Origin of the sequence: Pseudomonas sp. LS44 (assembly GCF_024730785.1) — a bacterium.
Classification (GTDB): Bacteria; Pseudomonadota; Gammaproteobacteria; order Pseudomonadales; family Pseudomonadaceae; genus Aquipseudomonas.
This window is the reverse complement of sequence record NZ_CP102830.1, coordinates 1757162-1769801: the sequence shown is the minus strand read 5'-3', so window position 1 is coordinate 1769801 and position 12640 is coordinate 1757162. Positions and strand designations below refer to the sequence as shown.

Here is a 12640-nt window from a genome sequence, read left to right as displayed (position 1 = left end):
GTGCCGCACCGCCTCAGGGCGCGCAGCACATGGCCCGCGCGTAGCCGTCCGGAGCAAAGCGCAGGGTCACCCCGAGCATCAGCACCACGCACACGTCGCGGACCAGGCGCTGACCTCGTGCATGAAGCCTGCGGCTTGCATGGGCTGTTCTCCTGCAGTGGACGGAATGGGGCAACACCCTACGGAAAACCGCAGGCTGCAATGGCGGGTTTCACCCGCCCTACAAATAAAAAAGCCCGCAGTGTGCGCGGGCAAAGACTCTGTTATGAGTCGGAGGGTAACGAGTCGGGAGACCGGCGCGGCGACTAGCTGCCGCGGTAGGTGGAATAGCTGTACGGCGAAATCAGCAGCGGCACATGGTAATGCTCCTGGCCGGCGTCGATGCCGAAGCGCAGCACCACCACGTCGAGGAACGCCGGGTTGGGCAGCGCGACGCCGCGGGCGCGGTAATAGTCGCCAGCGTGAAAGTGCAGCTGGTAGACCCCGGAGCGGTAGGCGTCGCCCTGCAGGATCGGCGCATCCAGACGGCCGTCATGGTTGGTCAGCGCGGTGGCGACCAGTTCCTGTCGCGCACCGTCGACGCGATACAGCTCGACCTTGATCTCGCTGCCAGGGCAGCCGTGCGCAGCATCCAGTACGTGGGTGGTTAAACGTCCCATAGCTTCTGGGCATCAGCGCTCGCCCTGCGAACCCTTGATGCCACGCCTCCTTTAATCAGTTGAATTCTGTACGCCGCCAAGGCCGAACAGCCCTGCGACGATGAGAGCATAACACGTCAAAAACGGAATGTTAGACACTTCATCTAGTTAATTGTACACAATATGCATGCCCTATCCTGGGGCGCATATCACTAGAGCGCTCCAATACGATTTCGCATAGCCCTCAGTGATCTAGGCAGCTCCAGCTGTTACACCTGACTACTTAGGCAAGATTTTTGCAAAACCACTATCCTGAATAGAAATGAAATTTTGATTTACAACTCACACATCACTTTGTATACAATCACTCCATCACGATTGCCCAACTGCCTTTCCGGCCCGGCCATCGCAACGTCTCTCAAGAAGGAAGACCGCAGTGAGTGCTGACTATCCACGCGACCTGATCGGCTACGGCAGCAACCCTCCCCATCCGCACTGGCCGGGCGAGGCGCGCATCGCTCTGTCCTTCGTCCTCAACTATGAGGAAGGTGGCGAGCGTTGCGTACTGCACGGCGACAAGGAATCCGAGGCGTTCCTTTCCGAGATGGTCGCCGCCCAGCCGCTGCAGGGCGCGCGCAACATGAGCATGGAGTCGCTGTACGAGTACGGCAGCCGTGCCGGCGTGTGGCGCCTGCTCAAGCTGTTCCAGAAACACAACATCCCGCTGACCGTGTTTGCCGTGGCCATGGCCGCGCAGCGCCACCCGGACGTGATCAAGGCGATGGTCGCCGCCGGCCACGAGATCTGCAGCCACGGCTACCGCTGGATCGATTACCAGTACATGGACGAGCAGCAGGAGCGCGAGCACATGCTCGAGGCGATCCGCATCCTCACCGAACTGACCGGCGAGCGCCCGGTCGGCTGGTACACCGGGCGCACCGGCCCGAACAGCCGGCGCATCGTCATGGAGGAAGGTGGCTTCCTGTATGACTCGGACACCTACGACGACGACCTGCCCTACTGGGACCCGGCGAGCACCGCCGAGAAGCCGCATCTGGTGATCCCCTACACCCTGGACACCAACGACATGCGCTTCACCCAGGTGCAGGGCTTCAACACCGGCGACGACTTCTTTACCTACCTGAAGGACGCCTTCGATGTGCTGTACGCCGAAGGCGTCGAAGGCGCACCGAAGATGCTCTCGATCGGCATGCACTGCCGCCTGCTCGGCCGCCCGGCACGCCTGGCCTCGCTGGCGCGCTTCATCGAATACGTGCAGGGCCACGAGAAAGTCTGGATCGCCCGTCGCGACGACATCGCCCGCCACTGGCACGCCACCCACCCTTTCAAAACGGAGAGCGCGAAATGAACCGCTTCCAGACCCTGACCCCGTCCAGCCTGAGCCGCGATGAGTTCGTCGCCGCCTTCGCCGACATCTACGAGCATTCGCCGTGGGTCGCCGAACAAGCCTATGACCGCGGCGTCGACAACAGCCTCAACGACATCGACGGCCTGCATCAGTGCATGGCCGACATCCTGCTCAGTGCCAGCCACGCTGCACAGCTGGCACTGATCAACGCTCACCCGGATCTGGCCGGCAAGGCAGCCATCCGCGGTGAACTCACCGCCTCCTCCACTTCGGAGCAGGCCGGCGCGGGTATCCACGCGTGTACAGCCGAGGAATTCGCCCGCTTCACCGAACTTAACGATGCCTACAAGGCCAAGTTCGGCTTTCCTTTCATTAAGGCGGTGAAAGGCAGCAACCGGCACCAGATCCTGGCGGCCTTCGAGGAGCGTATCCATAACTCCCCGGAGCAGGAATTCGCCACGGCCCTGGCCGAGATCAACAAGATCGCGCTGTTCCGTCTGCAGGCACTCTAACTGCACGCCGGCATCGCCCCTCCCACGCACGAGAAGAGTCCAATGAGAACCTACGCCGTACCTTTCGAGAAATACGTCAACCTCGCCGACGCCCGCCTCGGCACCAAAGCCATTTCCGTCACTGACGATTGGTTCGCCGACGTCAACCGGTTGTTCCAGCCGACCCCGGCTGTGTGGAAGGAGGGCGTGTTCGACGATAACGGCAAGTGGATGGACGGCTGGGAGTCGCGCCGCAAGCGCTTCGAAGGTTACGACAGCGCAGTGATCCGCCTCGGCGTGCCGGGCTCGATCAAGGGCGTGGACATCGACACCAGCTTCTTCACCGGCAACTTCCCGCCGTCGGCCTCGCTGGAAGCCTGCTTCGTCGCCGAAGGTGATCCGACCGACGCCACCGAGTGGACCGAAGTACTGTCGGCCGTGACCCTGCAGGGCAACAGCCACCACTACCACGAGATCAATAACACGCAGGCTTTCACCCACCTGCGCTTCAACATCTACCCGGACGGCGGTGTCGCCCGTCTGCGCGTATACGGCGTGCCGTTCCGCGACTGGAGCAGCATCGGCGACAACGAGCAGGTCGACCTGGCCGCCGCGCTGAATGGCGGTCGCGCCCTGGCCTGCTCCGACGAGCACTTCGGCCGCATGAGCAACATCCTCAACCCGGGCCGTGGCATCAACATGGGCGATGGCTGGGAAACCGCACGCCGCCGCACCCCGGGTAACGACTGGGTGATCGTCGCCCTCGGCCATCCGGGCGAGATCGAGCGCATCGTCGTCGATACCCTGCACTTCAAGGGCAACTACCCGGACAGCTGCTCGATCCAGGGCGCCTTCGTCAAAGGCGGCACCGACGCGCAGATCGAAACCCAGAGCCTGTTCTGGCGCGAACTGCTGCCGAGCCAGAAACTGTCGATGCACGCCGAACATGAGTTCGCCGAGCAGATCGCCAAGCTTGGCCCGATCACCCACATCCGCCTGAACGTGTTCCCGGACGGTGGTGTCAGCCGTCTGCGCCTGTTCGGCAAGGTGGCGAAGTAAGTTGTGGCGACCTGTAGGAGCGGCTTCAGCCGCGATGCTCTTCGCGAATGAATTCGCTCCTACAAACTGCGTGTAACCCTTCTCCCCGGCCAGTTCGTAGCCCGGATGAAATCCGGGATTGTCGCTCGCACGATGCCCCGGATTGCATCCGGGCTACGAAATGATGCAGATCGATCTCCTCTCCCCCCTTTCTTTAAAAGAGAGCAGGGAGAGGGGAAACAAACAACGAACAAGCAGAACCAGCATGCGCAAACTGATAATCGAGCCTTTGAGCAAAGAAGCCTTCGCCCCCTTCGGTGACGTGATCGAAACCGAGAACAGCGACTACTTCATGATCAACAACGGTTCCACCCGCCGCTATCACAAGCTGGCCACGGTGGAGACTGCGCAGGCCGAGGACAAGGCGATCATCAGCATCTTCAGCGCCGAAAAGCTCGAGATGCCGCTGACCATCCGCATGCTGGAGCGTCATCCGCTGGGCAGCCAGGCGTTCATTCCGCTGCTCGGCAATCCTTTTCTGGTTGTGGTCGCGCCAGTTGGCGATGCACCTGTACCAGGTTTGGTCCGTGCCTTCCTCACCAATGGCAGGCAGGGCGTTAATTACCATCGCGGCGTTTGGCACCACCCGGTGCTGACGATCGAAAAGCGGGATGACTTCCTGGTGGTTGATCGCAGTGGTTCTGGCAACAACTGCGATGAGCATTTCTTTACCGAGAGCGACGTACTGCTCCTCGACCCCCACCAATAAGAGAAGATCCTGAAGCCGGCGTGTCGGCGACGGGTAAATGAGGAAACGGCTGTGGAAGCACATCTGACTGAGTGGCTGAATCTGGGTATTCGCTGGATTCACATGATCACGGGCATCGCCTGGATCGGCGCATCGTTCTATTTCGTCTGGCTGGAGAACAACCTCAATCGCAGCAACCCGCGCGAAGGGCTGGCCGGCGACCTCTGGGCGATCCACGGTGGCGGTATCTACCACCTGGAAAAATACAAACTGGCCCCGCCGAAAATGCCGGACAACCTGCATTGGTTCAAATGGGAAGCCTATTTCACCTGGCTGTCGGGTGTTGCCCTGATGCTGGTGGTCTACTACCTCAACCCGAGCCTGTACCTGGTCAAGCCTGGCGTTGATCTGGCACCGGAAATGGCCATTGTCATCGGCTTCGGCTCAATGATTGCGGGCTATGTGGCCTACCACTTCCTCTGTGATTCGGCCCTGGGCAAGCGCCCAGCCCTGCTCGGTGCGGTGCTGTTCGTTCTGTTGATCGCTGCAGCCTATGGCTTCACCCAGATCTTCAGCGGCCGCGCAGCCTATATCCATGTCGGTGCAATCATCGGCACCATCATGGTCGGCAACGTGTTCTTCACCATCATGCCGGCCCAGCGTGCGCTGGTGAAGGCGATCGAAGACAACACCACCCCCGACCCGGCGCTGCCGGCCAAGGGCCTGCTGCGTTCGCGCCACAACAACTACTTCACCCTGCCGGTGCTGTTCATCATGATCAGCAACCACTTCCCGAGCACCTACGGCAGTGAGTACAACTGGCTGATCCTCGCCGGTATCGCGATTCTCGCCGTGCTGGTTCGCCACTACTTCAACACCCGCCACGACAGCAACAAGTTCGCCTGGACCCTGCCGGCTGCCGCCGTCGGCATGCTCTGCCTGGCCTTCGTCACCGGCCCGAAACCGATCGAAAGCAACAAAGCTGCCAAGGCCGAGCCGCAGTACCAGTCGTTGCCGGCCACCGCCGTCGGTGGCAAGACCGCCGCGCAGCTGAAAGCCGAGGAAGCCGCCAAACCAGCCGCCACCGAAGCGCCGGCACAAGCTCAGGCGCAGGCCGGCGGTGCCGACTTCGAGAAGGTCCACAGCGTGATTCAGGAACGTTGCACGGTCTGCCACTCGGCCAAGCCGACCAGCCCGTTGTTCAGCGCCGCGCCAGCCGGGGTGATGCTCGACACGCCGCAGCAGATCCAGCAACTGGCGCCGAAGATCCAGGCGCAAGCCGTGGCTTCGCAGATCATGCCGCTGGGTAACATCACCCAGATGACCCCGGAAGAGCGCCAACTGATCGGCCAGTGGATCGCCCAGGGCGCCCGCACCCAGTAACAGTCCCACGACTGGCCGGAGCCTTTCCCCCGGTCCGGCCAGACTTCTTAGCCCGCTCTCAGCGGGCTTTTTTTATCTATGTACCTGTTAACTGCTGCGCATCGCTTTTGTAGGGAGGGTTAGCCGCGTAGCGGCGTAACCCGCCAACCGCCGACGCCCAACTGGCCCGGTGGGTTACGCCTACGGCTAACCCACGAATAGAGGTTAGTGATGCTGGCGAGCCAGGGCAGCGGCAATACGCCGCGAACGCAACGTGAGCATCTGGTAGGTCAGACCAACGAGGAAAATCACCAAGGCGATCAACAGCGCCGCCTGCACAGCCGGCGAGTCCGGCCCGTGGCCGATGGGATCGCCGGGCGGGACGCGGGACAGGGTTTCGTTGAGGCCAGGAATCATCAACACGAAATAGCTGAAGGTCATGCTGGCGACCTCCAGATAAGGTCGGCCATTGCCCAGCCAAGTCAGCCGCTCGGCATAGCGAGCGACCAGAATCGCTGCCAGGGCAACCAGTCCCAGCGTGTGGCCGACATTGAAGCCACCGCTGCTAGACAGACCGAACGAAGTGACTACCGAGGCGAGCATGCCGCCCAGGTACCAGTTGCCCAGACGCAATGCAGGAATGACGCGGCCGTCGCGACAGAAGCCGTAGGCGCCGACGATCACCGGCAGCAGGCTAAGCACCGTGTGAAGGATGCCAAGTGCAGACATGCCGCGAGCCTCCTACAGTGAATCCATCTTGAAAATGCACAACGATGCTCACGCAACGACAACTACCGCCAACGCCTGAACGGAAGACCGAATTGCCAGGCGAACTTTGATCCTAGTCGACAATCTGCCTGGCTACCGCTCAACTCAGAACGAGCGCTCCATGTTGCTCAATCCCCGCAGGAACCACCCCGTGGATCACTATCAACCTCTCGATTGCGACCTGCACGACTACCTGGAAATTGCCTGCTTGTACGGCTACCGACTGCTGGTCGAACTCACCGATGGCAGCAGCTTCGAAGCCAAGGCTCTGACCACGCGCACCACCGCGGCCAAGGAAGAATTCCTTGCCCTGGACGCCAACGACGGCACGCGCGAGGTGCGTCTCGACCACCTGCTGGCCATCACCCCGCTGGATCCCGGCAGCCGCTTCGGCCGAGTCCAACTCAGTGGAATCACGAAGGCCTGCACCCCGTAGGAGCGAATTCATTCGCGATGGCATCAGCCGGTCGTCGACAGAAACACATGAAGGATTGCAGCCTCTTTCGCGAATGAATTCGCTCCTACAGATGGGGGAGCGGCGCAGGCGCCGCCTACCACCGAGCGTCGTAGGATGGGTTGAGGAGTGCAGCGACAATACCCATCGATCCGCTGCCATGGGGATCGCTGCCCCGCTTCCACGGCGTTGGGGGCGCTATAAGCGCTCGAGCAGCGGCTGCAACGCCTGATCGGCTTGTTCCTCGGCATCCTGCAGCGCCTCGCGCCAGACCGGCGCCAGGGACGCCAAGTCGGCCTCCCGTTCCGCGCGGGCCAGCCACTGCAGCAGATCGTGCCAAGTGCCCAGCGCCGACTGCGCGGCCTTGAGCGCGTCGCGGTCGCTTTTGGAGATCGGCGTCAGTTGCGCAAAGGCTTCGCTGCCATAACGCATGCGCTTGATCAGCACCCGCAGCCGGTGCCGGTCATGCGCCGGATCGCGCAGCGCCTTGCGCAGCTTGCGCCGTTGCCGCCTCAAAGCCGTGCCGATGCACGTGCGGGCCTTTTTCAACAGCTGGTAATGCTCGGCCCGGCGCATCAGCTGCGGCCAGCTGTCCAGCACGCGAAACAGATGATGCAGCTCGGCGCTGACCAGCAGACGCCGATAACCCGCCTCCAGGCTGGCCTGATGAATTGTCACGAGATCAAGCCGACCCACGCGCCGCAGCTCGCCGAGCAACACTTCTTCATCGCGCAACGGTCCGCTCAACTGCCCCAGCGCCGCGGCGGCCTGCTCCAGCATCGCCATTGCCGGCACCTCGCGCAGCGGACGCAACAGGCTGCGCAGCTTGCGCATGTTGATGCGCAAGTCATGCAGGCCTTCGCCATCGGTGTGCGCTGCCATGCGTTCGCGGCAAGCATGCAGGGCGATATCCAGGCGCAATACCTGGGCGATCAGATCATCGACGAACCTGGACATGAGACTCCTTCGAACTATTTGCCAAACAGGTCAATGCATCAGCCTAGCGCGTCAGTCGCCAAGGCAGCGCCCGGCGTAGTTGCCGCAGATGTCGACGCAATTCCCCAGCCGGCAACGCGCGACCCGCGTAGCGCTGCGCCTCATAGGCCTGGCCGAATGTGCGAATCGCCTCGGCCTGTGCCGGCAAGGCCAGACTGGCGCGCTCGGCGTATGCACGCGGCCCCTCACCGGCGGCGCGGCGCAGGCCATGCCGAGCCAGCAACGTCTCGAACTGGCGAAACAGACGTCGTTGCGCGTCTTGCTCACGGCGCCAGGGCTTGAACAACCAGAGCGCCACCAAACCCAGCAGCAGACCGCCACCACCAACCATCGCCAGGGCCAGATCGCGGCCGTCCACGCGACCGAACCAACGCTGCAGTAACTGCAACTGCTGCTCGCCCTGGTAGCCGAGCACCCAGCGTTGCCAGTCATAGTTGAGCTGGTCCCAGCTCAGGCGCAGTTCGTTCAGCCAGCTGACGTTGCGGTAGCGCAGCGGCGACAGCGGCGATCCCTCGAGAAAGCTCTGCTCGCCAGCCAGCGCTTCTTCGAGGCCTTGCTCGATGCGCTCTGGCGCCACTTGGAAAGTCGGGTCGACGCTCGTCCAGCCCTGCCCCTCCCGCCAGTATTCAACCCAAGCGTGGGCATCAAACTGGCGTACTTGCAGGTAGTTGCCGGCCTGGTTCCATTCGCCGCCCTGGTAGCCAGCTACCACACGCGCGGGAATGCCGGCGGCACGCAGCACGAAGACCATGGCCCCGGCGTAGTGGGCGCAAAAGCCACTGCGCGTGGCGAACAGGAAATCGTCGATGCTGTCGGCGCCCAATGCCGGCGGACGCAGCGTGTAGTGGAATGGCTGCTGGTGGAAATGCGCGAGCAGCGCCTGCACCAACGCCTGCGGTTGCTCGTGCTGTTGTTGCAACTGTTCAGCCCAGGCACGGGTGCGTGGGTCGCCACTCGCCGGCAGCTGCAAGGCGCGGCGCAAGGTAGCGGGACTCGCCTGCGGCTCACGCACCGCCTCCGGCCAGGAGGTAACCTGGTATTGCAGGGCGCGTTGTACCGGGCGAGCGCGTTCCAGGCGGAAATCGCTCATCAGCCGGGTTTGCGGCAAATCGCTTTCGGCCACGTCGAGGGCGAACAGCCAGCGCTGTGCACTGGGCTGCATGATCACGCTGTAGGCATAACTCGACCCGCGTTTCTGCCAGTTCGGCGTCGGCGAGAAGGCGGCACCATCGGATTGCGACCAGCGCCGACCATCGAAATGGTCGAGCGTCAGCGCCCGCCAATACAGGCTGGCGCGCGGTGGCGGCTGATCGGCGAAGCTGACCCGGAAGGCCAGCTCGGCGGAGCGGCTCAGCTCGGCGATATCCGCCGGCGTCATGCTCTCGGCCAGACCGATGACGCCTTGATCCTTGGGCAGCGACAGCGACCACAGCGGCCCCAGACGCGGAAAGAACACGAACAGCAGCAGCATCAGCGGCAACGCCTGCAGCAGCAGACCGCCGGCCAGGCGCAAGGTCGGCCACGGGCGACTGGCGAAGGCGCTCTGCTGCAGACCGATCAAGGCGGCCAGCAGCGCGGTGACCGGCAGCAGGCTGAACAGCGCCGCGACGATGCTGTCATCGAATAGATAAGCGGTGACCACGGTAAAGAAGCCGAGCAGGATCAAAACCAGCGCGTCGCGCCGGGTGCGCATTTCGACCAGCTTGAGAATGAACGCGGCGACCAGCAGCACCACGCCGGCGTCGAGGCCGATCAGGCTGCCACGCGAGAAAAACACCCCGGCGCCGGCACCGATCATCATGGCGATCTTGGTCAGGCCGCTGGGATAGCGCGCTCGCATGCGGAAGATCTGCACCCGCCACGCCGCGCAGGCCAGCCACAGACCGATGATCCACAGCGGTAGATGCGCCAGATGGGGAATGATCACCAGCGCCTGGGCGACCAACAGCCAGGTCAGGCTGACCCGAGGAATTGGTCGGGCCGCGTTCGGTCGGGCCGCGATCGGCTGCGGCGCACTCATGGCTGGGCACCGTACAGAGCCAAGGCGCGTAGACAGGCTTCGCGGTGGCCATCGCCGCACGCCGGCGCCAGCTGCACGCCGGGCAGGTTCAGGGCAAAGGGCTGCTGGCGTTCGGACAATTGCAGCACCCAGTGGCAAAGCAACGACAGGCGGCTCTCCACCTCGCCGTCCAAGGCGTCGAAATCCAGCCACAGATCACGGCCGCTGAGCGCGGCGAAGTCTTTGACCAGCAGCCCTTGGCCGCGCGAAAAGGCCTTCCAGTGCATGCGCCGCTTGGAGTCACCGGGCTGATAGGCCTTCAGGCCCTGAAAGTCGTCGGCGCCGCCGCCCAAGGTACGCACGCCTTCATCCTCGGGATCATCGCCGCCGGTTTGCAGCGGCAGCTCGCCTTCCAATGGGCGCGGATAAATCAGCAAGGCTTGATCCAGATCGACCAGGCTCCAGGCCACCAGAAGACCCAGCGGAAAGCGGCTCTCGACCCGCAAACGGCCGGGCCGCAACCAACCGCGCTGCAACGCCGGCTGGCTTAGCTCGCATTCGCTGACGCCTTGTTGCGGCACGTCCAGCGCTTGCAGCGGTTGCGGCGGCCAGCCCAGGGCAATCGCCTGGTGAGCGCGCTCGCGGCTTTCCAGGCGCAGGCGAAAACGCGCTTGCTCGCCGACAAACACCGCTCCGCCACCGGCGGCGCTCAAGGTCAGCCCGGCCAGATTGCGGTAGGTATGCAAGATGGCGACGATGAACACCGAGCCGAGCAAGAAGGTCAGGCCGAAGGCCAGATTGTTCTGGTAATTGATTGCCGCCAGCAGCATCAGCAACAACGCCAGGAAGAACGCCGCGCCGATCCGCGTGGGAATGATGAAAATCCGCCGCTGCGTCAGCCGTACGCTGGAGGCCGGCGGCAGACGCCGCGCCAGCCAGCGGTTCCAGCGCTGGCGTAGCAGCGCGCTCAAAGCGCCGGCACCTCGCGCAGCAACCACTGCACCAGCGCACCGCCGCCATGGCCGGCCGGGTCGGCACGCTCGCGCAGGCGATGGCCGACCACCGATGGCAGCACCGCCTGCACATCTTCGGGAATCACGTAATCGCGCTCAGCAAGAAACGCCCAGGCGCGCGCCGCGGCCAGCAGTGCCAGACTGGCCCGCGGCGACAAACCCCAGGCGAACTGCGGCTGACTGCGCGTGGCATCGACCAGGCGCAGCACGTAATCGACCAATGCATCGCTGGCGCGCACTTGCGGCACCAAAGCTTGCAGGCCAGCCAGTTCCTCGTGGCTGAGAATCGCCGGCAGACGGGGCAGCAGATCACGCCGCGCTTCGCCGAGCAGCAGCGCTTTTTCCGCCACCTTGGCCGGGTAGCCGAGCGACAGGCGCATGAGAAAGCGATCGAGCTGCGATTCTGGCAGGGCGAAGGTGCCGCCCTGGCTCACCGGGTTCTGCGTGGCGATCACGAAAAACGACTCGGGCAGCGGCCGGGTCGCCCCTTCGATGGTCACCTGGCCCTCTTCCATCGCCTCGAGCAGCGCGCTCTGGCTCTTCGGCGTGGCGCGGTTGATCTCGTCGGCCAGCACCAGTTCGGCGAAAATCGGCCCAGGATGAAAGACGAACTGGCCACTGTCCTTGTCGAACACCGAAGTACCAAGGATATCGCCGGGCAGCAGGTCGGAGGTGAACTGGATGCGCTGGAAACTCAAGCCGAGCACCTTGGCCAAGGCGTGACTGAGCGTGGTCTTGCCCATGCCGGGCAGGTCTTCGATCAGCAAGTGCCCCCGCGCCAGCAGACAGGTCATGGCCAGACGCACTTGGGCATCCTTACCAAGCAATACTTGATTGACCGCCTGCAAACAGCCTTCCAGTTTCGTGCGCATGCATCACTCCTTGTTGTTCTGGAGTCCGATGCTACTGGCCCGGCGATGCGCCGCAAAGCGCCGGCAACCTTTGGCGACACCTCGCCAGCGATCTCGTCGTTTGGTAGGAGCGAATTCATTCGTGATGCGCGCCTCCCCTATCGCGAATGAATTCGCTCCTACGGCCTCTTTGTAGCCCGGATGCAATCCGGGAGCCGGCAACTCGCCGCCCCGGATTGCATCCGGGCTACGGCAGGATCAAGGACGAGTCATCGAAAAACGATCGCGGGTGGTGCAATAGTTGCTGCCGCCGAGGCGGCCGATCAGGTCGAGTTGAGCCGGATCGATGTGCCGGCCGTTATCGATCAGGACTGCGTCGTCGATATGCGCCAGCAGCACGCGGGCAAAGATCAAATGACAGTTGGGCGCCGCGCGCGGATAAGGTTGCACCTCAACCACATCGCACTCGAACGCCACCGCCGCCCCAGCCACGCGCGGGGCCCGCACCCGCTCGGCGGGCAGACTGGCAATCCCGCAATATTCAAACTCGCTGATGCCATGCGGCAACACGGCCGCCGAGGCGTTCATGAGCTGCGCATGTGCCGCGGACACCAACTGGATGACCAGTTCGCCGGTTTCCTGAACATTGCGCAGTGTGTCTTTCAGAGCGCCGTCGTCGCGGGTCGAAATGTTGACCATCACGGTTGGCGGCGTATCGCTGATGACCTGAAAAAAACTGAATGGCGCCAGGTTGCTAATGCCGCTCGCGCTACGCGTGGACACCCAGGCAATCGGCCGTGGCGTGACGGTGGAGGCCAGCCAACGATAGGCCTCGGCGGGTGAAAGCTGATTGAAATCAAGCTGCATCGGAACCTCTGTGCAGGCAGAAAAGGAGCAGGAGTGCGGGCTACAC

Annotated in this window: 13 protein-coding genes; 6 read left to right on the top strand and 7 right to left on the bottom strand. The window is 63.2% G+C overall.

Annotated elements, in window-relative coordinates:
- Positions 1-305: 305 nt before the first annotated feature.
- Positions 306-659 carry a hydroxyisourate hydrolase gene (gene uraH, locus NVV93_RS07995; RefSeq protein WP_258253895.1) on the bottom strand — a complete coding sequence of 118 codons (354 nt, stop codon included), beginning with the start codon at positions 657-659 and terminating at the stop codon, positions 306-308.
- A 415-nt stretch (positions 660-1074) separates the two neighbouring features.
- Here uraH and puuE point away from each other — a divergent pair, with 415 nt between their 5' ends.
- From puuE to NVV93_RS07970, 5 genes are all read left to right on the top strand, one after another.
- The gene (gene puuE / locus NVV93_RS07990; RefSeq protein ID WP_258253894.1) at positions 1075-2007 is read left to right on the top strand and encodes an allantoinase PuuE; all 933 of its coding nucleotides are present in this window, start codon (positions 1075-1077) and stop codon (positions 2005-2007) included.
- Positions 2004-2519 carry a 2-oxo-4-hydroxy-4-carboxy-5-ureidoimidazoline decarboxylase gene (gene uraD, locus NVV93_RS07985; RefSeq protein WP_258253893.1) on the top strand — a complete coding sequence of 172 codons (516 nt, stop codon included), beginning with the start codon at positions 2004-2006 and terminating at the stop codon, positions 2517-2519. The genes puuE and uraD overlap by 4 nt, the downstream gene beginning before the upstream one ends.
- A gap of 42 nt (positions 2520-2561) precedes the next feature.
- Entirely contained in the window at positions 2562-3557 is a 996-nt protein-coding gene (alc, locus tag NVV93_RS07980; protein WP_258253892.1) for an allantoicase, read from the top strand.
- A 244-nt stretch (positions 3558-3801) separates the two neighbouring features.
- Positions 3802-4305, top strand: coding sequence for an ureidoglycolate lyase (locus NVV93_RS07975; RefSeq protein ID WP_258254314.1), 504 nt, complete (start codon positions 3802-3804; stop codon positions 4303-4305).
- Positions 4306-4356: 51 nt separating this feature from the next.
- Positions 4357-5667 (top strand): urate hydroxylase PuuD, encoded by a 1311-nt coding sequence (locus tag NVV93_RS07970; protein ID WP_258253891.1) that lies wholly within the window; start codon positions 4357-4359, stop codon positions 5665-5667.
- A gap of 204 nt (positions 5668-5871) precedes the next feature.
- Here the strand turns inward: NVV93_RS07970 and NVV93_RS07965 are convergent, their stop codons facing one another.
- The gene (locus NVV93_RS07965) at positions 5872-6375 is read right to left on the bottom strand and encodes a hypothetical protein (protein ID WP_258253890.1); all 504 of its coding nucleotides are present in this window, start codon (positions 6373-6375) and stop codon (positions 5872-5874) included.
- Positions 6376-6565: 190 nt separating this feature from the next.
- Between NVV93_RS07965 and NVV93_RS07960 the strand changes: the two genes are divergently transcribed.
- Entirely contained in the window at positions 6566-6850 is a 285-nt protein-coding gene (locus NVV93_RS07960) for a Rho-binding antiterminator (RefSeq protein WP_258253889.1), read from the top strand.
- Positions 6851-7066: 216 nt separating this feature from the next.
- Here NVV93_RS07960 and NVV93_RS07955 read toward each other — a convergent pair whose 3' ends face one another.
- The 5 genes from NVV93_RS07955 to NVV93_RS07935 all read right to left on the bottom strand — a co-directional run bounded on the left by NVV93_RS07955 (position 7067) and on the right by NVV93_RS07935 (position 12594).
- A complete protein-coding gene (locus NVV93_RS07955; RefSeq protein ID WP_258253888.1) occupies positions 7067-7825 on the bottom strand; it encodes a CHAD domain-containing protein in 759 nt (252 codons plus the stop codon).
- A 43-nt stretch (positions 7826-7868) separates the two neighbouring features.
- A complete protein-coding gene (locus NVV93_RS07950) occupies positions 7869-9884 on the bottom strand; it encodes a DUF3488 and transglutaminase-like domain-containing protein (protein ID WP_258253887.1) in 2016 nt (671 codons plus the stop codon).
- Positions 9881-10834: a DUF58 domain-containing protein gene (locus NVV93_RS07945; RefSeq protein WP_258253886.1), complete on the bottom strand. Its 954-nt coding sequence runs from the start codon at positions 10832-10834 to the stop codon at positions 9881-9883. The genes NVV93_RS07950 and NVV93_RS07945 overlap by 4 nt, the downstream gene beginning before the upstream one ends.
- Positions 10831-11748, bottom strand: coding sequence for a MoxR family ATPase (locus tag NVV93_RS07940; RefSeq protein WP_258253885.1), 918 nt, complete (start codon positions 11746-11748; stop codon positions 10831-10833). The genes NVV93_RS07945 and NVV93_RS07940 overlap by 4 nt, the downstream gene beginning before the upstream one ends.
- Before the next feature lie 237 nt (positions 11749-11985).
- Complete coding sequence (locus NVV93_RS07935; protein ID WP_258253884.1) at positions 11986-12594, bottom strand: flavin reductase family protein; 609 nt, start codon at positions 12592-12594, stop codon at positions 11986-11988.
- Positions 12595-12640: the final 46 nt, after the last annotated feature.